The organism is Streptomyces africanus (assembly GCF_002150735.1).
Taxonomy (GTDB): domain Bacteria; phylum Actinomycetota; class Actinomycetes; order Streptomycetales; family Streptomycetaceae; genus Streptomyces; species Streptomyces africanus.
The window spans coordinates 1-25,142 of sequence record NZ_MUKA01000126.1 but is presented as its reverse complement, the minus strand read 5'-3'; the positions used below and the strand labels follow the sequence as shown (position 1 = coordinate 25,142).

Genomic DNA, 25,142 nt, shown 5'->3' with positions numbered 1-25,142 from the left:
GGGTGCGTTCTGATGTCCGTGGTCGACCGGCAGGAGTGGGACGTCGTCGTGGTGGGGGCGGGCGGCGCCGGACTGCGCGCCGCCATCGAGGCCCGCGAGCGGGGCGCCCGTACGGCCGTGATCTGCAAGTCGCTGTTCGGCAAGGCGCACACGGTGATGGCCGAGGGCGGCATCGCGGCGGCGATGGCCAACGCCAATGAGAACGACAACTGGCGGGTCCACTTCCGCGACACCATGCGCGGCGGCAAGTTCCTCAACCAGTGGCGGATGGCCGAGCTGCACGCGCAGGAGGCGCCGCAGCGGGTGTGGGAGCTGGAGACCTGGGGGGCGCTGTTCGACCGCACCAAGGACGGCCGGATCTCCCAGCGCAACTTCGGCGGCCACGAGTACCCGCGCCTCGCCCACGTCGGCGACCGCACGGGCCTGGAGCTGATCCGCACCCTCCAGCAGAAGATCGTCGCGCTCCAGCAGGAGGACTTCAAGGAGACCGGCGACTACGAGTCCCGGCTGAAGGTCTTCCAGGAGTGCACGGTCACCCGGGTGCTGAAAGAGGACGACCGTGTCTCGGGCGTCTTCGCCTACGAGCGCGAGTCGGGCCGCTTCTTCGTCCTGGAGGCACCCGCCGTGGTGATCGCGACGGGCGGCATCGGCAAGTCCTTCAAGGTGACGTCGAACTCGTGGGAGTACACCGGCGACGGCCACGCGCTGGCCCTCCTCGCGGGCGCTCCCCTGCTGAACATGGAGTTCGTGCAGTTCCACCCGACGGGCATGGTCTGGCCCCCGTCGGTGAAGGGCATCCTCGTCACCGAGTCGGTGCGCGGCGACGGCGGGGTGCTGCGCAACTCCGAAGGCAAGCGGTTCATGTTCGACTACATCCCCGACGTCTTCAAGGACAAGTACGCCGAGACCGAGGACGAGGCCGACCGCTGGTACGACGACCCGGACCACAACCGGCGTCCCCCCGAGCTGCTCCCCCGCGACGAGGTCGCGCGGGCGATCAACTCCGAGGTGAAGGAGGGGCGCGGCTCCCCGCACGGGGGCGTGTTCCTCGACGTGTCGACCCGGATGCCCGCCGAGGTGATCAAGCGGCGGCTGCCGTCGATGTACCACCAGTTCAAGGAGCTGGCGGATGTCGACATCACGGCGGAGGCGATGGAGGTCGGGCCCACCTGCCACTACGTGATGGGCGGGGTCGCGGTCGAGTCCGACACGGCGGCGGCCCGCGGGGTGCCGGGGCTGTTCGCGGCCGGTGAGGTGGCCGGCGGCATGCACGGCTCCAACCGGCTCGGCGGCAACTCGCTGTCCGACCTGCTGGTGTTCGGGCGCCGGGCGGGCTGGCACGCGGCCGAGTACGCGGCGGGGCCGGCCGGGGCGCGGCCCGTCGTGGACGACGGTCAGATCGACTCCGCCGCCGCCGAGGCCCTGCGGCCCTTCTCCGCCGAGGCTCAGATCGAGGAGCCGAAGGGCGGCCCGCCGGAGAACCCCTACACCCTGCACCAGGAACTCCAGCAGACGATGAACGACCTGGTCGGCATCATCCGCCGCGAGCCGGAGATGAAGCAGGCCCTGGAGAAGCTGGGCGAGCTGCGGTCACGGGCCCGCCGGGCCGGGGTCGAGGGGCACCGGCAGTTCAACCCGGGCTGGCACCTCGCCCTGGACCTCAGGAACATGCTCCTGGTCAGCGAGTGCGTGGCGCGGGCCGCGCTGGAGCGCACCGAGTCGCGCGGCGGGCACACCCGCGAGGACCATCCGGGCATGGACCGCAAGTGGCGCCGGATCAACCTGCTGTGCGCGCTGACCGACCCGACGGGCGGGCCGGCGGCCACGGACCCGGTCCGCGGCCAGATCACCCTCACCCGCGAGACCACCGAACCCGTCCGTGCCGACCTGCTCGCCCTTTTCGACAAGGAGGAGCTGGTCAAGTACCTGGCCGAAGAGGAGCTGTACGAATGAGCAGCTACGAGGCCCGCTTCAAGGTGTGGCGGGGCGATGCGCAGGGCGGCGGCCTGGAGGATTTCGAGGTCGAGGTGAACGACGGCGAGGTGGTGCTCGACATCATCCACCGCCTCCAGGCCACCCAGACCCCCGATCTCGCCGTGCGCTGGAACTGCAAGGCGGGCAAGTGCGGTTCGTGCTCCGCCGAGATCAACGGCCGGCCGCGGCTGATGTGCATGACGCGCATGTCGGTGTTCGACCGGGAGGAGACGATCACGGTGACGCCGCTGCGGGCGTTCCCGGTCGTGCGCGACCTGGTCACCGACGTCGGCTTCAACTACGCCAAGGCCAGGGAGGTCCCGTCATTCGTGCCGCCCGCGGATCTCGGCCCGGGCGAGTACCGGATGATGCAGGAGGACGTGGACCGCTCGCAGGAGTTCCGCAAGTGCATCGAGTGCTTCCTGTGCCAGGACACCTGCCATGTGGTCCGCGACCACGAGGAGAACAAGCAGGCGTTCGCGGGGCCCCGTTTCCTGATGCGGGTGGCGGAGCTGGACATGCATCCGCTGGACGCGGCGGCGGAATCGGGCCTGGACCGCAAGAGCACCGCCCAGGACGAGCACGGCCTGGGCTACTGCAACATCACCAAGTGCTGCACGGAGGTCTGCCCGGAGGGCATCAAGATCACGGACAACGCGCTGATCCCCCTGAAGGAACGGGCTATCGACCGCAAGTACGACCCTCTGGTGTGGCTGGGCTCCAAGATCAGGAGGCGCTCTTCAGCAGGCTGAGCGCCTGCCGGAGGTTGTGCTCGGCGATGTCCCGCATCCGCTCCGGGTGCGGGAAGTCGCCCTCGATGAGGGTCAGCGGGCCCGAGACCAGGCCGAGGTGCATCGACAGGCGGTAGAGCCGCAGGCGCGCCTCGTCCAGGCCCGGGGCGCGCAGGGCGTCGTAGTGGGGGCCGAAGCGGAGTTCGAGGAAGACGTGCTCGTGCTCCACGTCGAAGTACATCAGGCCCTCGATGTCGATGAGCGCCGGCTGCCCGTCGGACGTGAGCAGGACGTGGTCCGGGCCGAGTTCGCCGTGGATGAGGGTCTGGCGGTCGCGGGGGCGGACCTCGGCGGCCAGGGCGTGGAGCAGGTCCTCCAGTTCCCGGTGTGCGGCGGCGGCACGGGGCTCGCGCCGGGCCGCTTCCGCGAGGCAGCGCAGGGCGCCGTCGGTGATGCGCTGCTCGCAGGAGACGCCGTGGGAGGAACCGCCGTTGTCGACGACGGCGACCTTCCCGAAGCGGGGGCCGGTGTGGGCGTGCAGGGTGGCGAGGAGCTCCGCCGTCCGGTCCATGAGCCGGGGTGCCTCGCGCGGGTTGGCGAGAGCGTCCTCCAGGCTGCCGCCGGGCAGGTCCTCCACGACGGCCGCGTCGGCCGGGAGGCGGGTGTGCGTGGCGTCCGCGTACAGCAGGTGTGGGGTGCGCACGCCGGAGGCGGCCAGGCGGTCGTGGGCCGCCGTGAACAGGCTAGGGGGTGTCCGCAAAGCCCCGTGCGGTTCCCGCGGTGTCCGGTGCGGCGAGGGCGCGTGCCGGGCGCCGTGGGGGCTGTGCGGGGCTGTGCGGACACCCCCTAGGCCGGTGCCGTGGGAGAAGACGTCCCGGGGGTCGGGCTCCGGCTGGTCCCAGTAGTCCTCGTCGGCCGACCAGACGTAGGCGATGGCCGTGGAGTCGTCGTCGAGGACGAGGCGGTAGACGCCCTTCTTGGTGCCGCCGCGCAGGCGTTCCACGCCGGTGAGGGTGCGTCCGGGGCCCAGGGCGGCCCGGGTCAGGGGGGCGAGGCCGGTGCGGGTGAGGTGCCGTCGGCTCGTGGTCACCGCACCCAGCCTTCCTCGTACGCACGCCAGTCCGCCTCGGTCGCGGCGAAGTCGATGTACAGCGCGACGCCGAAGCGGGCCCGGTCGGCGTCCGTGCGGGACAGCCCGAGGCGGACGCCCCGGACGGCGGCGGGCACGGTTTCGGCGTGGTTCCAGTGGCCGAAGCGGTTCTCGTGGAAGAAGGGCAGGCCCATCAGCAGGTCGGTCGAGGGCGGGGTGACCTCCAGGGCGAGGGAGGTCTGCTGGGCGACGTAGCCGCCGTAGGTGCTCTCCAGGGGCTGCATCGTGTCGTACGACATCACGGCGATCTGGTCGACGCGGCGGGCGACCTGGCCGAAGAACTCCTGCGACCACCACTTGGGGTGGCCGGTGAACGTCCCGAAGACGGAGTGGAGGGCGGGGAGCGGGTCGATCTGGTGGGCGGCGACGGAGAGCGGGACGTCCCGCGAGCGGGTCTCGCGGTGCAGGGCGTCGAGGAGGGTGAGGTAGTTCCGGTCGCCGGAGTGGAGGGGCTCCAGATCGAGATGGATGCCTTGGTAGCCCGTGTCCAGGATCTGGCGGGCGGACCGGAGGACGGCGGCGCGCGTGTCCTTGTTCTCCAGGCGCATGCCGTCGGGGCTCTCGGTCGCGAGGACGTCGCCGAGGAAGGCCTGGACGCGGACGCCGGGGAGTTTCCGGTGTACGGCGTCGATGAACCAGCGGGCTTTCGGATAGGCCGACTTCGGCAGCGTGCCGTCGTGCTCCAGCGGGCCCGAGTGGACGTACAGGTCGCGGATGCCGGTGCCTTGCAGGCGGCGGGCCAGGGCGGTGACGTCGGCGTCCTTCTTGCGACCGTCGACCCAGGCGTGGCCGAGCCAGAGGGCGTCGCGGTTTCTGGTGTGGGTGCCCTGTGCGGGGTCGCCCTGGTGGTTGAGGTAGAGGGCTGTTTCGGCGGTCAGGAGGGGCAGGAACAGGGCCAGGAGCAGGGCGAGCGCCGCGCGTCTGACCCAGCGGCGGCGCGGGCGTGCGACCTCGGCCTCGTTTTCGGCCTCGGCCTCGGCTTCGGCCTCGGCTTCGGCTTCGGCTTCGTCCGGGATCGTCTCCTCCACGCGTTCCATGCCGTCTCTCCCGGTGATGCGGTTGGTGTTGCCGGTGAGGACGACCCGTACCGGTGTTCGGTTGCGATCAGAACAGGCTCAGCAGTGCCTCCGCCGGGTCCGTCAGACTCGTGTCGCCGCCCGGCAGGGGCAGCTCGAACCACACCGTCTTGCCCCGGGGCGTGCGGCGGGAGCCCCACGCGGCGCTGAGGAGGCCGACCAGCTGGAGGCCCCGGCCGCCCTCGTCCGTGTCACGGGCCCGGCGGCGGCGGGGCTGGACCAGGCCGGAGTCCCAGACCTCGCAGACCAGGGTGCGGTCCAGCAGCAGCCGCAGCCGGATCTCGCCCTCGCCGTAGCGCAGGGCGTTGGTGACGAGTTCGCTGACCAGGAGCTCCGTGGTGTCGACCAGGGGTTCCATGTCCCAGCTGAGCAGCTGGGCGCGCGCGTACTCGCGGGCCCGGCCCACGCTGCGCGGCTCACGCGGCAGCGTCCAGTCGCCGACGGACTCCGTGGGCAGGCCCTGTACACGTGCCATCAGCAACGCGATGTCGTCCTCGCCGTGATGCGTGTCGAGGGTGTTGAGGACGTGGTCGCACACGTCCTCCAGGGGCTGGGTGGGGTCGGAGAGGGTGCTGACGAAGGCCTGGAGCCCCTCGTCGAGGGGGTGGTCGCGGCTTTCGACCAGTCCATCCGTGTAGAGCGCGAGCAGGGCGCCCTCGGGCAGTTCGACCTCGACCTCCTCGAAGGGCTCGCCGCCGACACCGAGCGGCAGGCCCGGCGGCACGTCGAGCATCAGGGCCGACTCGCCCGGTTCGACCAGGACGGGCGGCAGATGGCCCGCGTTGGCGAAGGTGCAGCGCCGGGTGACGGAGTCGTAGACGGCGTAGACGCAGGTGGCGAGGTACACCTCCGACAGGTCCGCCTCCCGGGGGCGGCGGGCCGCCCGGGTCGCCTGCTGCACTCCGCCCGGGGCGCCGAGGCCGCGGGCGATCTCGTCCAACTGGGAGAGCACCTCGGCCGGTTCCAGGTCGAGCTGCGCCAGGGTGCGCACGGCCGTGCGGAGTTCGCCCATGGCGACGGCGGCGCGCAGGCCACGGCCCATGACGTCACCGACGACGAGCGCGGTGCGGTGCCCGGGGAGTTCGATGACGTCGAACCAGTCGCCGCCGACCTCGCTGGGCCGGCCGGTGTTGGCGTTGCCGGGCAGATAGCGGCAGGCGATGTCGAGGCCGGAGGCCTCCGGGTCGCCGGGCGGGAGCAGGGACCGTTGCAGTATCAACGCGCGTTCGTGCTCGCGCCGGTAGAGGCGGGCGTTGTCGATGCAGACGGCGGCGCGGGCGGCGAGTTCGACGGCCAGGTCCCGGTCGCGGTCGCCGAACGGCTCGCTGCCCTTGGTACGGGCGAACTGCACGAGCCCGACGACGGTGTCGTGGGCGACCATCGGCACGGCGAGCGTGGACTGCACCAGGCCGCCGTCCTCGCCGGGGACGGTCTGCGGGCGGGCCGTGCGCAGGGCGTCCGCGCAGGGCGAGTTGAACGGGTAGTGGTGGACGGCGCCGACCGCGACGGGCACGCCGGTGCCGGCGAAGGGCGCGTCGGAGACGGCGCTGGCGAAGGCCACCCGGCGCAGTTCGGCGCTGCCGTCGGCGAGCCCGGGCGGGGTCTCGTCGCCGACCAGCAGGCCCTGGTAGAGGTCGACGGTGGCCAGGTCGCAGAAGCCGGGCACGACGACGTCGAGGAGCTGACGGGCCGTGGTCTCCAGGTCGAGGGAGTTGCCGATGCGGGCGCCGGCCTCGTTCAGCAGGGCGAGGTTGCGGCGGGCGGCGGCGGCCTCGCGGGCGGCGGCGCGGCGCGAGGTGATGTCCGTGCCGAGCCAGGCGATGCCGATCGGCCGGCCCGAACCGCTGTGCACGCGATAGAGGTTGACGGACCAGTGGCGGCGCTCGTCGGAGCCCGGCACGAAGCCCGTGACGTGCATGTCCGTGATGGAGTTGCCGGTTTCCAGCACGCGGCGCAGCGTGGCGGCGACCCGCTCGGCCTCGCCGCGCTGGAGGTAGTCGTGGACGCCCTTGCCGCGGTGGTCGTCGGGCTCGCCGCCGAAGACGGATGCGAACTGGTGGTTGGCGCGGCGGACCCGCAGGTCGGCGTCGATCAGCAGGAAACCGAAGGGGGATTGACCGAAAATGGCCTGCGAGGCGGCGAGGTCGGTCTCGATGCTGCGCAGCGTGCGGACGTCGACGACGATGCAGACGGCAGCCTTCTCGCCCTCCTCGGTGCGCGTCGGCATGACGTACACCTCGGCGAGCCCCTCGTTCCCGCACTCCCCCTCGGCGCCCTTCGGCATGCGGAACGGCACCACGCCGGTCCACTCGCGGCCGTCGAGGATCTCCGCCATCTTGCGCATGCCCCGCTCGCGCAGGCGCGGGTCGATGAACGTCTCGATGGGGTCCATGCCGACGGCGCGTTCGGCGGGGATGCCGAACAGGTGCTCGGCGCGCAGGCTCCACTGGTCGACCAGCCCGTCCGGGCCGATGGAGAAGGACGCGACCTTGATGTAGTCGTAGATGGATCCCGGGGGACTGCTCTGCCACATGGCGTCCCCGGGCTGCACCCCGTCGGCCGCGAGCGCACCTCCCACCGCGGAAGCCAGGCCGTCCGCGGCCATCGCCCTCGCGCCCGCCGACGGGTCCTCGGACTCCGTGGCCTTCGCTGGTATCTCGCTCACGCGAACCGTCCCCTCCAGCTCACCGCGTCCGGCACCGGTCACCGGGGGCGGCTGCCCGCAGTATCCAGCACTACGGTGCCGCACAACACGGTGTTCACGATCACAGCACGGTCCCGATGGTTTTCGGTCCGGACCGTGAGAACACTTCCAGTCTTCTAACCAGGGGACACGTCGTCGAATCCCGTCCGTCGGCAACCGCCACTGGCCTGAACCATTCGCTCGACAGCGGCAGGGCGGACGTACACCGATTTTTCACTCCGGAACGGCGAGTTCGAACCACACGGTCTTGCCCACGCCGCCCGGCCGGGTGCCCCAGCGGCGGCAGGAGGAGGCCACGAGTTGGAGCCCGCGGCCGCTCTCGTCCTCCGGCCTCGCGGTGCGCTCGCGGGGCGGGTCCGGGAGCGGGTCGGAGACCTCCACCAGCAGGACGGCGTTGAGTTCGGAGGGGCGGACCAGACGGACGCCGATGGGGCCCGTGGCGTGCCGCAGGGCGTTGGTGACCAACTCGCTGACCAACAACGCCGTCAGGTCCGCGAGGCTGTCGAGGCCCCAGCCGCGGAGTCGGCCACGGACGGCCTGTCGCGCGGTGCGCACGGCGCCCGGCTCGGCGGGAAACGTCCACTCGGCGCGGTCACCTTCCGTGTCGATCACGCCGATCACTTCCCCGGCAGCGGGTCCGCCCATGTCCTGTTTCATAGGATTAATGGGCACATACCCGATATTCGAGGCGGAGTACCGCGTGGGGCAGCGCGCTGTGGCACGAACGGCGTACGGGGCGCGGGCACGACCGCCTCCCGCCCTCGCACGCCCCGGGTTTGCCTCACCCGCCGGGCACTTCTCCGGCCTCTCCCGCCCGGGTGCGGCCGCCGCCGAGCGGCCCCAGGTGCGCGAGTGTCCGGCGTACCGCGGGCACGTCCTGGTCGAGCCAGTCCACGTCCCAGATCTCGTCGGGGCCGAGCCAGCGCAGCGCGTCGTGGTCCTCGAGGGGCTCGGGGGCGGCGGAGCCGGGCCGCAGCCGCGCGGTCCACACCTGCAGCACGTACGGCGACTTCAGCGGCCACTCCCCCGGGACGCGCCCGCCGGCCTCGGCGTCGACGCCGAGTTCCTCGCGCAGTTCCCGCACGAGCGCCGCGTCGGCCGCCTCCCCCGGCTCGACCTTGCCGCCGGGCAGCTCCCAGCGCCCGGCCAACTCGACGGGCGCGCTGCGCCGGGCGGCCAGCAGCCGCCCGTCGTCGATCAGCGCGGCACCCACGACGACGATCCGCTCACTCATGCGGGGAGCCTACGACCGCGATCCGGTCCCTCTGATCCGAGGGGGGGCTCAGGTCAGTCGTGCGTCCCGCCCGACCCGTTCTGGCCGAGCCGCTCGACCCAGTACAGCTGTTTGTGGCCGCGGCCGTCGAGGCTGTCCGCGATCTTCTGGGCCTCGGCCCGGGTGGCGTACCGGCCGACCCGGTAGCGGTTGCCGTTGTCGTCCTCGCGTATCACGAGCCAGGGAAGAGTGATCGTGCTGTCGTTCATCGCGCCCCTCCACTTCCCACCCGCGGCCTGTGCCGTGCCCCACCCGATAAGGAAACCGCAATGCGCATATGCCCGAGCCTACGCCTAACCTTCACGCAGCGAATACGGCTTTTCACAAAGAGGTACGCAACCGGCCAGAACACAGGGGGCGCACGACGACGAACGCGCCGTCCGCGCACCTCGACGCACCCGGCCGGAGGCATACCGCATACGCCGCCGCCGACCTGGGAGAACGACGGACGGCTCAGGGGTACGGGCCACCCCGGCCCGGGATGGCTGTCGCCGTGATCGTGTGAGCGGGGCGCGCGGGGGGCGCGCCGCGGGACTGAAGTGAGCGTTCGCTACTTGACCGGAAGGTGGTAGGCGACCCGGTACCGATCGGCCGGGATGACCACGTCGGCCGTCTCGACCGGGCGGCCCGAGGCGTAGAACGTGCGCTGGACGACGAGGACCACATGGCCGGGGACGCCCCCGAGGACGAGCAGTTCCTCGGCGAGACCGGGGCGGGCGCCCACTTCCTCGGTGACGTTGTCCACGATCACGTCGATCGCGCGCATGCGCTCGACGACGCCCATGCCGCCGAGCGGCCCCTCCTCCGGCAGCATCACCGGCGTACGGCCCGTGAGGGCGAGCGGCTCCCAGGAGGTGGAGAGCATCATCGCCTCGCCGCCCTCACGGAAGAGGTACTTCGTGCACATCACGCGCTCGCCCGGCTCGATGCCCAGCCGCTCGGCGACCGCGACACTGGCCTCGGACTGCTCGCTGCTGGACTCCCAGGTGCCGCGCCCCTCGCCGTCGGCCTGCTCCTGGCGGAACGGCGTGGCCCCGCCGGTCGGGCGGTATCCCGAGCGGGCGATGCGCCGGGGCACGGGCCGCTCGCGCACATACGTCCCCGAGCCGGAGCGGCCCTCGACGAGGCCTTCCGCCATGAGCACCTTGCGGGCCTCCAGGGCGACGGTGTCCGAGACGCCGTACTCCTGGCGGATTCTGGCCTGCGACGGGAGGCGGGTGTGCGGAGGGAGCTGACCGTCGACGATCTTCTGGCGGAGATCACCCGCGACGCGCAGGTACGCCGGCTGCTCACCGAATGTCACTGGCCGCTCCCATCAGGTTGTACAGACAGCAACAGCGTGGCAACCGTAGGTTGTGCGGTGCAAGCAAAGGCCAGAGAATCACTCGATGTGATGACATGGTGGCCCCGGGGGCTTTACGCAGGCACTTTCTCCCCGCTATAGCCGCCGTCACACCTGGGCGTCGGAGTCCCCGCCCTCGGTCTCGCCCGGGGAGGGCGGCGCCGTAGCGAGCCCGAGGGCCTTGCGGGCGGTGACGGTCGCCGGGCCGTCGACGTACGCGTAGGCCTTGTCGTGGTGCGCGGAGTACGAGTCCGGGTCGTCCGCCTCGCTCGCCCCCGCCCACTCCTCCCGGGCGTCCTCCAGGTCCTTCACCAGGCCGGCGACGGGCCGGCGGGCTTTGGTCGTCCAGGAGTGGCCGCGCAGCGCCTCGATCTGCTCGCCGAGCACGTCGTGCACCTGGGCGGCCCAGGCCCGGTGGCCGGCGAGGTCGTCCTCGGGGGTGTCCCCGGGCTCCTCGTACAGCGCGGCGTCGACGGCGTTGGCGGCCGACAGGAAGACGACCTGGTCGGTGTCGAGCGTGGTGGGGTCGCCGCGCAGGGAGCCGGTCAGCTTGGCCTTGGCGTCGCTGTTGCCGAAGACGCAGCTGATCGCGCGGTCGCCGTACCGCCAGCTGTCCCGGGACGGCATGAGGTAGTACACGTCGACGTCGGCCGGCATCGCCCAGGAGTCCATGGCGTACTGGTCCTGGAGCGCGTAACACCTCTCGTCGGCGATGTCGGTGATCTCGGTGTCGCCCGGGAAGGCGCCGCCCGGCAGGGTCACGACCGCGAACACCTCGCCGTCGTGCCTGCCCGCGCAGGACACCCGGTCGACGTCGTACGTGTCGCCCTCCAGACCGCCGGGCGCATCGAAGCAATCGCCCTTCTCCAGCGAGAGGCTCTCGTTGCCCTGCGCGCCGTCCTTGAACCCCTCCCAGGCGTCCGACAGCACACCCGTGGACAGCGTCACCGCCCACAGCGCGATCCCGACGCACGACAGCACGGCCCCGGCGACCGCCAGACCCCGGCCGCTCTGGCCGTTCCGTCTGATCTGCCGCAGCGCGATCAGCCCCAGCACGAGCCCCGCGGCGGGCAGGAAGCAGAGCACGCCGAGCACGAGCGCGGCGACGGCGAGCGCGTTGACGGAGACCGGGGCTCCATAGGGACGGCCGGTGGGGCCATAAGGGCCGTAGCCCTGGGGTTGCTGCGGCCAGTTCGCAGGCGGCGGGCCGTACGGGTCCCGGGGCTGCTGGCTCCCGTAAGGCGGGGGTGTCGACACGGGTACGGTGCTCCTGGCTGAGGCGGTGGAGAGCGGCCGTGCAACGGACGTACGGCTGGGCGCATGGTAAGCGGCGGGGCGACGGGGGCGGAATGCAGACGATCGAGACATCGGCACGGGCCGTGAACCGCCTGACCGCACGCTGGGCGTCGGGGATCCGCGCGGGCACGGTGTTCTCGGCGGCCGGGGTCTGGCCGCTGCTGGCCTTCCTCGCGGCCGGGGCGACGGGCCGGGCGCGTGAGGAGCTGACGGAGGCACTCGGGCTGCCGGCGGACCGGGCGGGCGCGGCGGGGCGGGAGTTGCTCGGGGTGCTGGCCGAGGTGGACGGTCTGGAATCCGCGCTGGGGTTGTGGACCGAGCGGACCGTGGAACTGCGGGAGGAGTGGGCGGCGGGGCTGCCCTTGGAGGCGCACGGCGTGCTGACGGGCGATCCGGCGGCGGACCGGCGGGCCCTGGACGCGTGGGCCGCGCGGCGGACCGGCGGGGTGATCGAGCACATGCCGGCGGCGCTGCGGCCGGGCACGGCCCTGGTGCCGGCGAGTGCGCTGGTGCTGCGGACGGACTGGGAGGTGCCGTTCAAGGGGGACCTGATGCCGTGGCGCGGCCATGACCGGGCCGGGCTCACCCGTACCCTGGCCGGGCTGGACGCCGTGGCGGTCGCGCGGCCTCCGGGCGGCGCGGTGACGGTGGCCACGGTGCGCGGCACGAACGGCATCGATGTCCTTCTTCTCCTGGGAGACGAGGCGTTGACGCCCGCACAGGTCGTCGAAGCGGGTGTCGGCGTCGTCTCGGGTGCGCTGCCGGCCGTTCCGGGGAGCCGCCTGCCCTACGGTCAGGCCGGCCCAGGGCTTCGGCTGCGGAAGGTCCCCGCCCTGCGTCCCGAACCACCGGCCCTGACGCTCAGCACCGTCGAGTTCACTCTGACCGCCCGTCACGACCTGCTGCGCGACGCGGAGTCGTTCGGTCTGGCCGCGGCAGCCGACGGCGCCCCGGGCCACTTCCCGGGCATCAGCGCCGCACCGCTCGCACTGGCGTCCGGCCGGCAGTCGGCCACGGCGACGTTCGGCGCGGAGGGATTCCGGGCCGCTGCCGTGACCCTGATGGAGGCGATGTGGCTGGGGTGGGAGGACCGGCCCGAACCGCGGTACGAGACGACGCGGGCCGACGCCGTCTTCGATCGCCCCTTCGGGTTTCTCGCCGTCCACCGCGAGACGGGCCTCGTCCTCGCGGCGGGCTGGGTCACCGACCCGAAGCCCTTCCCGGAGGACGAGGACGCCTAGCAAAAACGAGACCGTCTAGTAGCTGTCGTAACTGGGCTTGCCGCTGGGCCGGTAGACGCCGACGACGGTGCCGCCCTTCGTCGTCGAGACGCTGACCGGCTCCAGCGCGGTGGGGATCGCCCCGTCGGCGAACAGCCGCTTGCCGGTGCCGATGATCACCGGGTGGATGGTCAGCCGGTACTCGTCGACGAGGCCGTGCCGCATGAGCGTCTGGGCGAGGTCGCCGCTGCCGACGACGTTGACGTTGCCGTCGCCGGACGCCTTCAGCTCGCGTACGGCATCGACGACGTCGCCCTCCAGCAGCGTGGAGTTCTGCCACTCGACGGACGTCAGGGTCCGGGACGCCACGTACTTGCGCATGCTGTTCATCCGGCCGGTGAACGGGTTGCCGGGATCGGCGGTCGGCCAGTACGACGCGAAGATCTCGTACGTCTTGCGGCCGAGCAGCATCGTGTCGGAGTGCTCGTACCAACCGGCGATGGCCGCGCCGACCTCGTCGTCGGTCACCGGCTTCTGCCAGCCGCCGTACTCGAAGCCGCTCTCGGCGTCCTCGTCCGGACCGCCCGGCGCCTGCATGACGCCGTCCAGCGTCAGGAACGTGCAAACGATGATCTGGCGCATGGTGCGCTCCCTTCGTCGTGGGGTAGACCGCACGACCACGGGAAACTCATCGGCGGGACATCCGCGACGGTCAGTCGTCGAACCCCGTGGCCCGGGAGCGCTTCTCCCATGCCAGGACCTCGTCGCGCACCTGGTCGAGATGGCCGAGGACCGCGCTGACGCCGTCGTCGCCGAGGGGCAGGCGCAGCGGTGTGGAGCCGGCGTCGAGCGCGGCCAGGATGAGGGCGGCGGCCTTGGCCGGGTCGCCGGGCTGGGTGCCGTCGCCACCGGAGACGAGGCCGCGCGTCTCGCTCACCTTGCCGTACACCCCGGTGTCCGCGCTGGCGCCGGCCCGCCCGGTCCCGAACAGGCCCGTGCGGAAGGCGCCCGGCTCGACGATCAGCACCCTGATGCCGAACTCGGCGACCTCGTCCGCGAGTCCCTCGGACATGCCCTCCAGGGCGAACTTCGTGGCGCTGTACGCCGAGAAGCCGGCGAAGGACAGCTGCCCGCCCATGCTGCTCATCTGCACGACCGCGCCCGACCGCCGCTCGCGCATGTAAGGCAGCACGGCCCGGGTGAGGGCGGCCGGGCCGAAGACGTGGACCTCGAACAGCGCCCGCAGCTCCTCCTCGGTGGTCTCCTCGAAGGCACCGACATGGGTCCGGCCCGCGTTGTTGACCAGGACGTCGATCCGTCCGTGCCGCGCCACGACGTCCCGTACGGCGGCCTCGGCGGCCCCGGTGTCGGCGACGTCCAGGCGCAGTGCCTCCACCCGGTCGGGGTGGGCGGCGACCAGGTCGTCGAGCGCCTCGGGGCGCCGGGCCGCGCCGACCACCACGTCGCCTGCGGCAAGGGCCGCCTCGGCGATCGCCCGCCCGAAACCGCTGCTCGCACCCGTGATCAGCCACACCTTGTTCATGACAGCTCCCCGTCTCGTGTCGTTACGCCGACCACCCTCTCGCCCGGCCCGCTGCCCCGTCCAAGACATTTGGTGATAACCAATGGCTATGACCCTGGACGTTCATGTGCGCGACCTGCGCTACTTCGTGGCGGTGGCCGAGGAACTGCACTTCACCCGCGCCGCCGAGCGCCTGTACGTGTCGCAGCCCGCGCTGAGCAAGCAGATCCGGGCCCTGGAGCGGCAGTTGGGCATCGAACTGTTCCGGCGCGACCGGCGCGGCGTGGCCCTCACCGACGCCGGTACGGCACTGCTGCCGCACGCGCGCCGGGTGCTGGACGCGTGGGAGGAGGGCGCGGCCGCGCTGGACACCGCCCGGGCGGCGCAGCGCAGCACGCTGATCGTGGGCATGAGCACCAGCCCGGTCCGCGGCGGCCTGCTGCCCGCGATCCGCTCCCGCTTCACGGCCGCGCACCCGGAGACCCACATCCGGCTGCGGCAGGTCAACTGGGAGGACCCGACCGCGGGCCTCGCCGACGGCGCCGCCGACGTGGCCTTCGTCTGGCTGCCGCTGCCCGGCCAGGAGCGCTACGACTGGACGGTCGTCGCCGAGGAACCGCTCATGGTCGCCCTCCCGGACACCCACCCTCTCACCGGCCGCGCCGAGGTCGACTTCACGGACCTGCTGGACGAGCCGTTCCTGGCGCTGCCCGAGAGCTCGGGCCCGCTGCGCGACTTCTGGCTGGCCCTGGACGCCCGCGACGGCCGCCCTCCCCGGATCGGCGCCGAGATCGCGAGCACGGAGGAGACGTACGAGGCCCTGACCGCCGGTCTCGGCGTGTGCCTCGTGGCCGCGGGCAACGTCCCCCTGCTCACCCTGGGCGGCGTGACCGCCCGCCCGGTGCGCGGTGTCACGCCCAGCCGCTACGTCCTGGCCTGGCGCCGCCAGGACGGGCGACGTCCGCTGGTCCGGGCGTACGCGGAGGCCTGCCGACGGGTCACGGGCCGGGAGTAGGGCGGGGTGGGGGTCCGGTGTCCCGAGCCACTCCGGCCCTGCCCGGAACACCGCTCATGAACATCTCGTTGCACACCATCCCCGTAGCCCTCCGGGGCGCTGATACTGACCGGACGTTCGAAGGGCCAGGGGAAGCGGGGCGACAGTGGACGGGACCGTGTGGGGAGGGCTGGCCGCCGGGCTGGTGATCGCGACCGTGACCGCCCCCGTCGGAGTGTCCGGCGCGGTGTTCCTGCTTCCGGTCCAGCTGAGCGTCTTCAGTGTGCCCAACCCGGCGGTCACCCCGACCAACCTGCTGTACAACGTCGTCGCCGGACCTGGGGCCCTGTGGCGCTACCGGCACGACGGCGCGCTACGCGGCGACCTCGCCCGGCGCCTGGTGCTGGGCACCCTGCCCGGCGTCGTCCTCGGCGCCACCGTCCGGGTCTTCGCCCTCCCCGGCCCCGGCGTCTTCCGGCTCCTGGCAGCCGCCCTGCTGCTGCCGCTCGGCCTGTGGCTGTTCCTGCGTGCCCTCGCCCCGGCACGCCACCGGCCGTCGCCCGCAGGTGAGTTGTCCCCGCGTACGCTGACCGGACTCGCGCTGGCGGTCGGCGCGGTCGGCGGCATCTACGGCATCGGCGGCGGTTCCCTGCTCGGCCCGGTCCTCGTCGGACGCGGTCTGCCCGTCGCCCGCGTCGCCCCGGCCGCGCTCGCCGCCACGTTCGCCACGTCGCTCGTCGGTGCCACGGCCTACGCGCTGCTGTCGCTGATGAGTTCCGGAGAGGTCGCCCCCGACTGGTGGCTCGGCCTCGCCTGCGGCACGGGCGGCCTGATCGGCGGCTACCTCGGCGCCCGCCTCCAGCCCCGCCTGCCCGACCGGGCCCTGCGCCTCCTCCTCGGCACCCTCGCCACGGCCGTCGGCATGCTGTACGCCGCCCAGACCCTGGGCTGACAGGGGCCCGCCCCCGAAGCCACCCGCTACACGTTGAAGCGGAACTCCACGACATCCCCGTCCTGCATCACATAGTCCTTGCCCTCCATGCGGGCCTTGCCCTTCGCGCGGGCCTCCGCCACCGAGCCCGACTCCACCAGGTCGTCGAAGGAGATGACCTCCGCCTTGATGAAGCCCTTCTGGAAGTCGGTGTGGATGACGCCGGCGGCCTCGGGGGCCGTGGCGCCCTTCTTGATGGTCCAGGCGCGGGATTCCTTGGGGCCTGCCGTCAGGTAGGTCTGGAGACCGAGCGTGCGGAAGCCGACGTGGGCCAGGGTCGCGAGGCCGGGCTCCTCCTGGCCGACGGACTGGAGGAGTTCCAGAGCCTCGTCATCTTCGAGCTCGGCGAGGTCCGCCTCCAGCTTGGCGTTGAGGAAGATGGCCTCCGCGGGGGCGACCAGGGCGCGCTGCTCGTTCTTGAAGTCGTCGTCGGTCAGCTCGTCCTCGTCGACGTTGAAGACGTAGAGGAAGGGCTTGGTCGTGAGCAGGTGCAGGTCGTGCAGGAGCTCCGCTCGCTCGCTGCCCTGGACGATGCCGTGCGCGAAGAGCGTGTCGCCCTTCTCCAGGATCTCCTTGGCCTCCTCGACCGCCTTGACCTTGGGCTGGATGTCCTTCTTGATCCGCGACTCCTTCTGGAGGCGCGGCAGGACCTTCTCGATGGTCTGGAGGTCGGCGAGGATCAGCTCGGTGTTGATCGTCTCGATGTCGTCCTTGGGCGAGACCTTGCCGTCGACGTGCACGACGTTCTCGTCCTTGAAGGCACGGATGACCTGGCAGATCGCGTCGGACTCACGGATGTTCGCGAGGAACTTGTTGCCCAGGCCCTCACCCTCGGACGCGCCGCGCACGATGCCCGCGATGTCGACGAAGTCGACCGTGGCCGGGAGGATCCGCTCCGACTTGAAGATCTCGGCCAGCTTGCCGAGCCGCGGGTCGGGGACGCCGACGACGCCGACGTTCGGCTCGATCGTGGCGAACGGGTAGTTGGCCGCCAGCACGTCGTTCTTGGTCAGGGCGTTGAACAGGGTCGACTTGCCGACATTCGGCAGACCGACGATTCCGATCGTGAGCGACACGTTGCGACTTCCCGTGAGTGGAGAGGGCAGGGGGCCGGGAGACCGGCCGATCCACCAGTCTACGGCGTACCCGGAACCGCCCCGGCGGCGTATCGAACGCTTGGCCAAGCCTCGATCCACGGCGTGTCTGAAGGCCTATTCGGCATATTGAACGACCTAAGTTGGTGCAGTGGAGCAATACAGGACGCGACCTGCCCAGTACGGACCGCGACGTGACCGGCCGAGATCGTCCCTGCCGCCGCAGGCGGGACGAGGAGCGGGCGGCGATGCGGTGCGAGCGGTCCGGCAGCCGGGACCGCAGCGCCGCCCCCCGGCGGGACCGCAGCGCCCTCAGGCGTTACGGCGGCCCGCCCCCGCTCCGGTACCCGCCGCGGCGAGGCTGCCGAACCCCCGGCTGACCGGGCTGGGCAGCGGGTTGTTCTGCGCCCTGGTGATGTTCCTGCTCGGCGGGCTCTGCGCCGTGCTGTTCGGGGCGTCGCTGACGGCGTACGGGGTGCTGTACCTGCCGGTGTGCGTGCTGACCGCCGTCTGGGTGCGCCGCGGGGATCTGATGACCGCACCCGTCGTCGTGCCGATCGCGTTCGCCGTGGGACTGCTGCCGGTGGCGGACGGCGACGTCGGGACCGGCGGCAAGCTGATGGGGCTGGTGACGGCGCTCGCCACGCAGGCCGGGTGGCTGTACGGCGGAACGCTCGTCGCCGGGCTGATCGTGATCGTCCGGCGTGTTCGGCTGATGCAACGGCGACGGGCGGCGATGCGGGCGGCGGCCGGGGCGCGTCCGCCGGGGTGACGCGCCGGCTCTAGTGCCCCGCCGCCCGCATCGCCGCCCCCACGATCCCCGCGTTGTTCTGCAGCTGCGCCGGGACGATCTCCGCCTTGATGCCCTCGATGTGCGGCAGGAACTTCTGTGACTTGCGGCTGACGCCGCCGCCGATGATGAACAGCTCCGGCGAGAACAGCATCTCGACGTGGGCGAGGTACTTGCGCACGCGGTGCACCGCCCAGTGCTCCCACGTCATGTCGTGGTCCTCGCGGGCCTTGCTGGAGGCCCGCTTCTCCGCGTCGTGCCCGTCGAGCTCCAGATGGCCCAGCTCGGTGTTGGGGACCAGAACGCCGTCGACGAAGACCGCGCTGCCGATGCCCGTGCCGAACGTGAGCACGATCACCGTGCCCCGGCGGTCGCGGCCGGCGCCGAAGTGCATCTCGGCGACGCCCGCCGCGTCCGCGTCGTTCACCACCGTCACCGGCAGTCCGCCCAGCCGCTCGCCGAGCAGCACGCGCGCGTCGGTGTCGATCCAGCTGTCGTCGACGTTCGCCGCTGTCCGGATCGTCGCTCCGTCGGTGACCACGCCCGGGAACGTGACCCCGACCGGGCCCGTCCAGCCGAAGTGGTCGACGACCTGCTTGACGCCGTCGGCCACCCCGTCGGGCGTGGCCGGCTGCGGGGTGAGGACCTTGTGACGCTCCTGCGCCAGGTCGCCCTTGTCCAGGTCCACCGGGGCACCCTTGATCCCGGAACCGCCGATGTCCACGCCGAAGATCTGCATGGCCCTACGTTACGACGAGGGACTGACAGTCACCGGCCTGATGGCGAACCCCGCCCGGCGACTCCCCGATCACTCCCCGATCACTCCCCGGAATCCTCACGGGTTCCGGCACCGCGGCGCTCGGCGACCAGCGCCGTCGCCTCCTCGCGCAGGTCGCGTCGCAGCTCCTTGGGCAGCGAGAAGGTGATGGACTCCTCGGCCGCCTTGACGATCTCGACGTCCTCGAAGCCGCGCTGGGAGAGCCACTCCAGGACCTGCTCGACCAGGACCTCCGGGACGGAGGCGCCCGAGGTGACGCCGACCGTGGAGACGCCCTCCAGCCAGGCCTCGTCGATCTCGTCGGCGAAGTCCACGAGGTAGGCCGCGCGCGCTCCCGCGAGCTTGGCGACCTCCACGAGCCGCTTGGAGTTGGAGGAGTTGCGGGAGCCGACCACGATCACCAGGTCCGACTCGGCGCCCATCTGCTTCACGGCCAGCTGGCGGTTCTGCGTGGCGTAACAGATGTCGTCGCTGGGCGGGGAGATGAGCTGCGGGAACTTCTCCTTCAGGGCGTCGACGGTCTCCATGGTCTCGTCGACGGACAGCGTGGTCTGGGAGAGCCAGACGACCTTGGACGGGTCGCGGACCTCGACCTTCTGCACATCGCCCGGCCCGTCGACGAGCTGGATGTGGTCTGGGGCCTCGCCGGAGGTGCCGATGACCTCCTCGTGCCCCTCGTGCCCGATCAGGAGGATGTCGTAGTCCTCGTCCGCGAAACGGACGGCTTCCTTGTGGACCTTGGTGACCAGCGGGCAGGTGGCGTCGATGGTGGCGAGACGGCCGCGCTCGGCCTCCTCGTGGACGACGGGGGCCACGCCGTGCGCGGAGAACATCACGATGTTCCCCGGGGGCACCTCCTCCGTCTGCTCGACGAAGATCGCGCCCTTCTTCTCCAGGGTCTGCACGACGTACTTGTTGTGGACGATCTCGTGCCGGACGTAGACCGGAGCGCCGTACTGCTCCAGCGCTTTCTCGACGGCGATCACGGCGCGGTCCACGCCCGCGCAGTAGCCACGGGGGGCGGCGAGCAGGACACGGCGGCCAGGCGAAGCAGACATGCGTCCCATCGTAAGGCCGCGTCCGGCGCGTCGAAGATCGCATCCGTGTGGAGTCCCCGGGGAGACCGACAGGGCTGAGGTGTGTTGTCGGTGGTGGCCACTACGCTCGCGGCATGGCTGTGAACACGTCTCCGGAATCCCCGCTCCCCGTCGGCGAGGTGTCGCGGCTCATCGGGGGCTGGATCGACCGGCTCGGTGCGGTGTGGGTCGAGGGGCAGATCACGCAGTTGTCGCGGCGGCCGGGCGCCGGTGTGGTGTTCCTGACGCTGCGGGACCCCTCGTACGACATCTCGGTCAGCGTCACCTGCTACCGGCAGGTGTTCGACGCCGTCGCGGACGTGGTGAGCGAGGGCGCCCGGGTCGTCGTCCTCGCGAAGCCCGAGTGGTACGCCCCACGGGGGCAGCTGTCGCTGCGGGCGGCCGAGATAAGGCCCGTCGGGGTCGGTGAACTGCTCGCGCGCCTGGAGCAGCTGAAGAAGGCCCTCACGCGCGAGGGCCTGTTCGCGCCGGAGCGGAAGAAGCCGCTGCCCTTCCTGCCGCAGCTCGTCGGGCTGGTCTGCGGACGGGCCTCGGCGGCGGAGCGGGACGTGCTGGAGAACGCCCGGCACCGCTGGCCCGCCGTGCGCTTCGAGGTGCGCAACGTCGCCGTGCAGGGCGTGCACGCCGTGCCGCAGGTCGTGCAGGCCGTGAAGGAGCTCGACGCGATCGAGGACGTCGACGTGATCATCGTCGCGCGCGGCGGCGGCAGCGTGGAGGACCTGCTGCCGTTCTCCGACGAGCAGCTGATCCGGACGGTGGCCGAGTGCCGTACGCCCGTGGTGTCCGCGATCGGGCACGAGCCCGACAACCCGCTCCTCGATCACGTCGCCGACCTGCGCGCCTCCACCCCGACCGACGCCGCGAAGAAGGTCGTGCCGGACGTCGGCGAGGAGTACGAGCGGGTGCGGCTGCTGCGGGACCGGGCGCGCCGGTGCGTGGCGGCGCTGGTGGAGCGGGAGGAGCGCGGGCTGGCCCACGCGCTGGCGCGGCCGTCGATAGAGGACCCGCACCGGATGATCGACGAGCGCGCCGACCATGTGGCGGACCTGCTCGACCGGGGCCGGCGCTGTCTGCGGCACCAGCTCGACCGGGCCGACTCGGAGCTGGCGCACACGCACGCACGCGTGGTGGCCCTCTCCCCCGCCGCGACCCTGAAGCGCGGGTACGCCGTCCTCCAGAAGGCGGACGGGCACGCGGTCCGCGACCCCGGCGAGGTGGCGGCCGGCGAGGCCCTGCGCGCGCGGGTCTCCGAGGGTGAGTTCTCCGTACGAGTGGACACATAGGGTGGGTGGATGACCAGCGAGGTTGATGAGACACCGGGCATGACCGAGGCGCTCGGGTACGAGCAGGCGCGGGACGAGCTGATCGAGGTCGTCCGCCGCCTGGAGGCGGGCGGTACGACGCTGGAGGAGTCCCTCGCGCTCTGGGAGCGCGGCGAGGAGCTGGCCAAGGTGTGCCGGCGCTGGCTGGACGGGGCACGGGCGCGGCTGGACGCGGCGCTGGCGGAGGAGACCGCGGACGAGGCGGACGCGGAGTAGCACGGGCCGTTCACTGTGAGGTGAGACACGACACCCCAGAGTTGGTTGAACGTTGAACTTCACTTGGGTACGGTCGGAGACATCAGACGCACCCGCTCGAGAAGGTCCAAAGGTTCCTCCATGTCTCTCGCCCTTGACCCCGCCGCGCAGGACCTGCTGTTCCGCGAGGCCCGCACCGCCAACACCTTCACCGACGAGCCGGTGACCGACGAGCAGGTGCAGGCGATCTACGACCTGGTCAAGTACGGCCCGACCGCCTTCAACCAGACCCCGCTGCGCATCACCCTGGTCCGCTCCCCCGAGGCCCGCGAGCGCCTGGTGCGGCACATGGCCGAGGGCAACCGGCCCAAGACGGCGGCCGCCCCGCTGGTCGCGATCCTCTCCGCGGACAACGAGTTCCACGAGGAGCTGCCGCACCTCTTCCCGGCCATGCCGCAGGTGAAGGACCTCTTCTTCGCCGAGCGCCCGGTCCGCGAGAACGCCGCCACGCTGAACGCCGCCCTCCAGGCCGCGTACTTCATCGTCGGCGTCCGCGCCGCCGGTCTCGCCGCCGGCCCGATGACCGGCTTCGACTTCGAGGGCGTGCGCAAGGAGTTCCTGGACGACGACCACACCCCGCTGATGGTCGTCAACATCGGCCGTCCGGGCCCGGACGCCTGGTACCCGCGCTCCCCGCGCCTGGAGTTCGACCAGGTCGTCACCACCGTCTGACCGACGGACACGAGAGAGGCCCCCGGCAACCGTGCCGGGGGCCTTCTTCCTGTGCGCTCTGTGCGTACGGAGAGCCTCACTCCGTCTTCAGCGCGTCCGCCATCTTCGTCAGCTGCGCGAACGACGCGGTGCCTGTCACGACCGTCGTCGAGCCCTTGGTGCCCTCCAGGACCAGGGCGTCGTACCGGCCGCCCTCGTAGCGGGTCCAGGTCCGGCCGTCGATCTTCTCGGTCTTCCCGGTCTCCCGCGCCCCCTGGGTCGCCTCGTCGAGGAAGACGGGGCGCCGCTGAGTGGACTGCTCGACGGCCACGTACTCCCCGTCGGGGTCGTGGAAGCCGAGGTGCCAGGCGTCGAACTCGTCGCCCTGGAAGCGGACGGAGGTGGCCTTCCATGCGTCGGGCAGGCCCTGGGGCGCGGCGATGGGGTACGAGGCCGCGCGGCGTGCCGTGAGCAGTTCCACCCGGTAGTCGACGCGCTTGAGGTCGGGCGGGCTGTCGTCGTGCGGGATGAAGAGGTAGATGACGCCCGCCACGAGGATGATGACTCCCATGGAGAGGATCATGTCCCGCGCCGTCTTCTGCTTGCCGTTCGTGCCTGCCACGTCCCTATCGTCGCAGGTCTCCGGCGCGCTCATCCGTGGGGGCCCCTGCTCATTTTGCGGTCTCGGCGATAGAGTCGGTCAACAACACCCTCATCCGGCCGTCGTCGTACAGAAAGGTGCGCTCCGATGACCGAGCATCATCACTTGCCGTCCGAACTCGATGTGCCCTCCGAGGCCCCCGACCGCAACCTCGCCCTGGAACTGGTCCGGGTCACCGAGGCAGCGGCGATGGCCGCGGGCCGTTGGGTCGGGCGGGGTGACAAGAACGGCGCCGACGGTGCCGCGGTGCGTGCCATGCGGACGCTCGTCTCCACCGTCTCGATGAACGGCGTCGTCGTCATCGGCGAGGGCGAGAAGGACGAAGCCCCGATGCTGTTCAACGGGGAGCGCGTGGGCGACGGGACGGGCCCCGAGTGCGACATCGCCGTCGACCCGATCGACGGCACCACGCTGACCGCGAAGGGCATGACGAATGCGATCGCGGTGCTGGCCGCCGCCGAGCGCGGGTCCATGTTCGACCCGTCCGCCGTCTTCTACATGGACAAGCTCGTCACCGGGCCCGAGGCGGCCGACTTCGTCGACATCAACGCGCCGGTGTCGGTGAACATCCGCCGGGTCGCCAAGGCCAAGCGGTCCGCGCCCGAGGACGTGACGGTGGTGATCCTGGACCGGCCGCGGCACGAGGGCATCATCAAGGAGATCCGGGACACCGGCGCGCGCATCAAGCTGATCTCCGACGGCGACGTGGCCGGCTCCATCCTGGCGCTGCGCGAGGGCACGGGCGTCGACCTGCTGCTCGGCATCGGCGGTACGCCCGAGGGCATCATCTCGGCCTGCGCAGTGAAGTGCCTGGGCGGCACCATCCAGGGCAAGCTGTGGCCCAAGGACGACGAGGAGCGGCAGAGGGCGATCGACGCGGGGCATGATCTCGACCGGGTGCTGATGACGGAGGACCTGGTCACCGGGGAGAACGTGTTCTTCGTGGCGACCGGGATCACCGACGGGGAGCTGCTGCGCGGGGTGCGGTACCGGGCGGAGACCGCCACGACCGACTCGATCGTGATGCGGTCGCGGTCGGGGACGGTGCGCAGGATCGATTCCGAGCACCGCCTGAGCAAGCTGCGGGCGTACAGCGCGATCGACTTCGACAAGGGGAAGTAGCGCGCGCAGGGGTGGGGCTCGGGCAGCTCACCCCGCGAGGAAAAGGCGCCCCCGGTGCGGTGGGGGCGCCTTTTCGTCGTGCGTGTCGCTCAGCCTGCCGCGGCTATCGTGCTCGCCGAGCGGGCCGCCTTCTTCAACTCCAGGTCGCGGCGGCGGCGTCGGGCCAGGACCACGCGGCGTTCGGCGGCGGTGAGGCCGCCCCAGACGCCGTAGGGCTCGGGCTGGAGCAGGGCGTGCTCGCGGCATTCGACCATCACCGGACAGCGGGCGCAGACCCGCTTCGCCGCCTCCTCCCGCGAGAGCCGGGCGGCGGTCGGCTCCTTGGAGGGGGCGAAGAACAGGCCCGCCTCGTCACGCCGGCACACCGCCTCGGTGTGCCATGGGGCCTCTTGGTCCCTGTCTCGCGCTGGCACCCGCGGGGCCGGAACGGCAGCTACCAGGGACGAATGCGGCGGTTGCAGCACGGTCTACTCCTGACGACGGCTTCGCGAGCGAGAGACGATGCAGCAAGGCCTACCCGCTGTGCGCGCGCCTATGCACTGAGTTCCGAAGCGCTGGTTTCGCCCCCGTTTCCGGGTTCCGTCGAGCCGCGTCACCGGTGGACCGGTTTGCCCCGGACCCGGGCGGATTCGCGACTGTCAATGGTTCAGATGCTTGCGCAAACTCTTGTCGACCTTGCGCTGCACCCGGTCGAGGATGTCCGCGACGACCTTGCCGCGCCGGGGCCGCGCCTCGACGCTGCCCAGCACGGCCCAGCCGTCGACGTAGACGACGGGGGCCTCCGGGTCGCCCGAGTCGAGCGTGTCCACCTCGAAGCTGCCGAGCACGCCGCCGCCCATGCCGCGCAGCGACACGTTCTCCGGGACACGGATCTCGACGCTGCCGAAGACCGAGAACGCCTTGATCATGACCTGCTGGTGGTCGAAGAGCGCCTCGCTGAGGTCTATCTCGACACTGCCGAAGATCGCGTACGCGTGGATACGGCGGCCCGTGCGCCAGCGGCCCTTGCGGACGGCGCTGCTGAAGATCGCGACCACGTTGTCGTCCGGGTCGATCGGGAAGGCGCCGGCTGTGGGGCGGGCCGGGGCCGGTGAGGGGC

The 25,142-nt window shown here is 71.6% G+C and carries 26 protein-coding genes; 10 read left to right on the top strand and 16 right to left on the bottom strand.

Translation table 11 applies throughout. From position 1 onward, the window contains the following. Positions 1–12: 12 nt before the first annotated feature. The gene (locus tag CCL05_RS17895; protein ID WP_086561503.1) at positions 13–1,953 is read left to right on the top strand and encodes a fumarate reductase/succinate dehydrogenase flavoprotein subunit; all 1,941 of its coding nucleotides are present in this window, start codon (positions 13–15) and stop codon (positions 1,951–1,953) included. Further along, complete coding sequence (locus tag CCL05_RS17890; RefSeq protein ID WP_086561502.1) at positions 1,950–2,726, top strand: succinate dehydrogenase/fumarate reductase iron-sulfur subunit; 777 nt, start codon at positions 1,950–1,952, stop codon at positions 2,724–2,726. Before CCL05_RS17895 ends, CCL05_RS17890 begins: the two co-directional genes overlap by 4 nt. Here CCL05_RS17890 and CCL05_RS17885 read toward each other — a convergent pair. The 8 genes from CCL05_RS17885 to CCL05_RS17850 form a co-directional block, all read right to left on the bottom strand. Continuing rightward, entirely contained in the window at positions 2,701–3,795 is a 1,095-nt protein-coding gene (locus CCL05_RS17885) for a phosphotransferase family protein (protein WP_086561501.1), read from the bottom strand. The genes CCL05_RS17890 and CCL05_RS17885 overlap by 26 nt on opposite strands. Then, positions 3,792–4,892 (bottom strand): glycoside hydrolase family 18 protein, encoded by a 1,101-nt coding sequence (locus CCL05_RS17880; protein WP_086561500.1) that lies wholly within the window; start codon positions 4,890–4,892, stop codon positions 3,792–3,794. Before CCL05_RS17880 ends, CCL05_RS17885 begins: the two co-directional genes overlap by 4 nt. A 67-nt stretch (positions 4,893–4,959) precedes the next feature. Further along, positions 4,960–7,596, bottom strand: a complete 2,637-nt coding sequence (locus tag CCL05_RS17875; protein ID WP_086561499.1) for a SpoIIE family protein phosphatase — start codon at positions 7,594–7,596, stop codon at positions 4,960–4,962. A gap of 252 nt (positions 7,597–7,848) precedes the next feature. Then, positions 7,849–8,280 (bottom strand): ATP-binding protein, encoded by a 432-nt coding sequence (locus CCL05_RS17870; RefSeq protein ID WP_086561498.1) that lies wholly within the window; start codon positions 8,278–8,280, stop codon positions 7,849–7,851. A gap of 136 nt (positions 8,281–8,416) precedes the next feature. Further along, positions 8,417–8,869, bottom strand: a complete 453-nt coding sequence (locus CCL05_RS17865) for a (deoxy)nucleoside triphosphate pyrophosphohydrolase (RefSeq protein WP_086561497.1) — start codon at positions 8,867–8,869, stop codon at positions 8,417–8,419. A 53-nt stretch (positions 8,870–8,922) separates the two neighbouring features. Further along, entirely contained in the window at positions 8,923–9,117 is a 195-nt protein-coding gene (locus tag CCL05_RS17860) for an SPOR domain-containing protein (RefSeq protein WP_086561496.1), read from the bottom strand. Positions 9,118–9,458: 341 nt separating this feature from the next. Continuing rightward, entirely contained in the window at positions 9,459–10,211 is a 753-nt protein-coding gene (locus tag CCL05_RS17855; protein ID WP_086561495.1) for a GntR family transcriptional regulator, read from the bottom strand. 147 nt (positions 10,212–10,358) lie between these two features. Further along, complete coding sequence (locus CCL05_RS17850) at positions 10,359–11,507, bottom strand: DUF4190 domain-containing protein (RefSeq protein ID WP_086561494.1); 1,149 nt, start codon at positions 11,505–11,507, stop codon at positions 10,359–10,361. A gap of 92 nt (positions 11,508–11,599) precedes the next feature. Here CCL05_RS17850 and CCL05_RS17845 point away from each other — a divergent pair, with 92 nt between their 5' ends. Continuing rightward, a complete protein-coding gene (locus CCL05_RS17845) occupies positions 11,600–12,787 on the top strand; it encodes a serpin family protein (protein WP_086561493.1) in 1,188 nt (395 codons plus the stop codon). A gap of 15 nt (positions 12,788–12,802) precedes the next feature. On the opposite strand, the gene CCL05_RS17840 is transcribed toward CCL05_RS17845, so the two are convergent. Next, positions 12,803–13,408, bottom strand: coding sequence for a dihydrofolate reductase family protein (locus tag CCL05_RS17840; RefSeq protein ID WP_167409577.1), 606 nt, complete (start codon positions 13,406–13,408; stop codon positions 12,803–12,805). Positions 13,409–13,478: 70 nt separating this feature from the next. Continuing rightward, complete coding sequence (locus CCL05_RS17835; protein WP_086561492.1) at positions 13,479–14,309, bottom strand: oxidoreductase; 831 nt, start codon at positions 14,307–14,309, stop codon at positions 13,479–13,481. Positions 14,310–14,397: 88 nt separating this feature from the next. Here CCL05_RS17835 and CCL05_RS17830 point away from each other — a divergent pair, with 88 nt between their 5' ends. Together CCL05_RS17830 and CCL05_RS17825 are read left to right on the top strand one after the other, a co-directional pair. Then, positions 14,398–15,303: a LysR family transcriptional regulator gene (locus tag CCL05_RS17830; protein WP_208641557.1), complete on the top strand. Its 906-nt coding sequence runs from the start codon at positions 14,398–14,400 to the stop codon at positions 15,301–15,303. Between the two features lie 145 nt (positions 15,304–15,448). Then, positions 15,449–16,234, top strand: a complete 786-nt coding sequence (locus CCL05_RS17825; RefSeq protein ID WP_086561490.1) for a sulfite exporter TauE/SafE family protein — start codon at positions 15,449–15,451, stop codon at positions 16,232–16,234. 26 nt (positions 16,235–16,260) lie between these two features. On the opposite strand, the gene ychF is transcribed toward CCL05_RS17825, so the two are convergent. Beyond that, positions 16,261–17,349 carry a redox-regulated ATPase YchF gene (gene ychF / locus CCL05_RS17820; RefSeq protein ID WP_086561489.1) on the bottom strand — a complete coding sequence of 363 codons (1,089 nt, stop codon included), beginning with the start codon at positions 17,347–17,349 and terminating at the stop codon, positions 16,261–16,263. Between the two features lie 169 nt (positions 17,350–17,518). On the opposite strand from ychF, the gene CCL05_RS17815 reads away from it, so the two are divergent. Continuing rightward, a complete protein-coding gene (locus tag CCL05_RS17815) occupies positions 17,519–18,139 on the top strand; it encodes a DUF6542 domain-containing protein (RefSeq protein WP_086561488.1) in 621 nt (206 codons plus the stop codon). Between the two features lie 10 nt (positions 18,140–18,149). On the opposite strand, the gene ppgK is transcribed toward CCL05_RS17815, so the two are convergent. Further along, complete coding sequence (ppgK, locus tag CCL05_RS17810; protein ID WP_086561487.1) at positions 18,150–18,896, bottom strand: polyphosphate--glucose phosphotransferase; 747 nt, start codon at positions 18,894–18,896, stop codon at positions 18,150–18,152. An 80-nt stretch (positions 18,897–18,976) separates the two neighbouring features. Beyond that, positions 18,977–20,002: a 4-hydroxy-3-methylbut-2-enyl diphosphate reductase gene (locus CCL05_RS17805; protein WP_086561486.1), complete on the bottom strand. Its 1,026-nt coding sequence runs from the start codon at positions 20,000–20,002 to the stop codon at positions 18,977–18,979. A gap of 104 nt (positions 20,003–20,106) precedes the next feature. Here CCL05_RS17805 and xseA point away from each other — a divergent pair, with 104 nt between their 5' ends. The 3 genes from xseA (at position 20,107) to CCL05_RS17790 (ending at position 22,281) form a co-directional block, all read left to right on the top strand. Continuing rightward, positions 20,107–21,315: an exodeoxyribonuclease VII large subunit gene (gene xseA, locus CCL05_RS17800; protein WP_086561485.1), complete on the top strand. Its 1,209-nt coding sequence runs from the start codon at positions 20,107–20,109 to the stop codon at positions 21,313–21,315. Positions 21,316–21,324: 9 nt separating this feature from the next. Then, positions 21,325–21,570 (top strand): exodeoxyribonuclease VII small subunit, encoded by a 246-nt coding sequence (locus tag CCL05_RS17795; protein WP_020275876.1) that lies wholly within the window; start codon positions 21,325–21,327, stop codon positions 21,568–21,570. Positions 21,571–21,690: 120 nt separating this feature from the next. After that, complete coding sequence (locus tag CCL05_RS17790; protein WP_086561484.1) at positions 21,691–22,281, top strand: malonic semialdehyde reductase; 591 nt, start codon at positions 21,691–21,693, stop codon at positions 22,279–22,281. A 76-nt stretch (positions 22,282–22,357) separates the two neighbouring features. On the opposite strand, the gene CCL05_RS17785 is transcribed toward CCL05_RS17790, so the two are convergent. Beyond that, on the bottom strand, positions 22,358–22,882 hold the full coding sequence (locus CCL05_RS17785) for a DUF4245 domain-containing protein (protein WP_086561483.1): 525 nt from the start codon (positions 22,880–22,882) through the stop codon (positions 22,358–22,360). 126 nt (positions 22,883–23,008) lie between these two features. Here CCL05_RS17785 and glpX point away from each other — a divergent pair, with 126 nt between their 5' ends. Then, entirely contained in the window at positions 23,009–24,043 is a 1,035-nt protein-coding gene (gene glpX / locus CCL05_RS17780; RefSeq protein WP_020275873.1) for a class II fructose-bisphosphatase, read from the top strand. Between the two features lie 89 nt (positions 24,044–24,132). Here glpX and CCL05_RS17775 read toward each other — a convergent pair whose 3' ends face one another. Both CCL05_RS17775 and CCL05_RS17770 read right to left on the bottom strand, forming a co-directional pair. Further along, positions 24,133–24,507 carry a WhiB family transcriptional regulator gene (locus CCL05_RS17775; RefSeq protein ID WP_086561482.1) on the bottom strand — a complete coding sequence of 125 codons (375 nt, stop codon included), beginning with the start codon at positions 24,505–24,507 and terminating at the stop codon, positions 24,133–24,135. Positions 24,508–24,681: 174 nt separating this feature from the next. After that, on the bottom strand, positions 24,682–25,142 hold a 461-nt coding region (locus CCL05_RS17770), incomplete at its 5' end, for a LiaF domain-containing protein (protein ID WP_107400477.1).

Coding starts and splice junctions, on each gene's coding strand:
- CCL05_RS17790 (WP_086561484.1), top strand. CDS start 21,691: ATGTCTCTCGCCCTTGACCCCGCCGCGCAGGACCTGCTGTTCCGCGAG.
- CCL05_RS17895 (WP_086561503.1), top strand. CDS start 13: ATGTCCGTGGTCGACCGGCAGGAGTGGGACGTCGTCGTGGTGGGGGCG.
- CCL05_RS17890 (WP_086561502.1), top strand. CDS start 1,950: ATGAGCAGCTACGAGGCCCGCTTCAAGGTGTGGCGGGGCGATGCGCAG.
- CCL05_RS17865 (WP_086561497.1), bottom strand. CDS start 8,869: ATGAGTGAGCGGATCGTCGTCGTGGGTGCCGCGCTGATCGACGACGGG.
- glpX (WP_020275873.1), top strand. CDS start 23,009: ATGACCGAGCATCATCACTTGCCGTCCGAACTCGATGTGCCCTCCGAG.
- CCL05_RS17840 (WP_167409577.1), bottom strand. CDS start 13,408: ATGCGCCAGATCATCGTTTGCACGTTCCTGACGCTGGACGGCGTCATG.
- CCL05_RS17860 (WP_086561496.1), bottom strand. CDS start 9,117: ATGAACGACAGCACGATCACTCTTCCCTGGCTCGTGATACGCGAGGAC.
- CCL05_RS17870 (WP_086561498.1), bottom strand. CDS start 8,280: ATGGGCGGACCCGCTGCCGGGGAAGTGATCGGCGTGATCGACACGGAA.
- ppgK (WP_086561487.1), bottom strand. CDS start 18,896: ATGCAGATCTTCGGCGTGGACATCGGCGGTTCCGGGATCAAGGGTGCC.
- CCL05_RS17835 (WP_086561492.1), bottom strand. CDS start 14,309: ATGAACAAGGTGTGGCTGATCACGGGTGCGAGCAGCGGTTTCGGGCGG.
- CCL05_RS17795 (WP_020275876.1), top strand. CDS start 21,325: ATGACCAGCGAGGTTGATGAGACACCGGGCATGACCGAGGCGCTCGGG.
- CCL05_RS17830 (WP_208641557.1), top strand. CDS start 14,398: ATGACCCTGGACGTTCATGTGCGCGACCTGCGCTACTTCGTGGCGGTG.
- CCL05_RS17805 (WP_086561486.1), bottom strand. CDS start 20,002: ATGGGACGCATGTCTGCTTCGCCTGGCCGCCGTGTCCTGCTCGCCGCC.
- xseA (WP_086561485.1), top strand. CDS start 20,107: ATGGCTGTGAACACGTCTCCGGAATCCCCGCTCCCCGTCGGCGAGGTG.
- CCL05_RS17845 (WP_086561493.1), top strand. CDS start 11,600: ATGCAGACGATCGAGACATCGGCACGGGCCGTGAACCGCCTGACCGCA.
- CCL05_RS17880 (WP_086561500.1), bottom strand. CDS start 4,892: ATGGAACGCGTGGAGGAGACGATCCCGGACGAAGCCGAAGCCGAAGCC.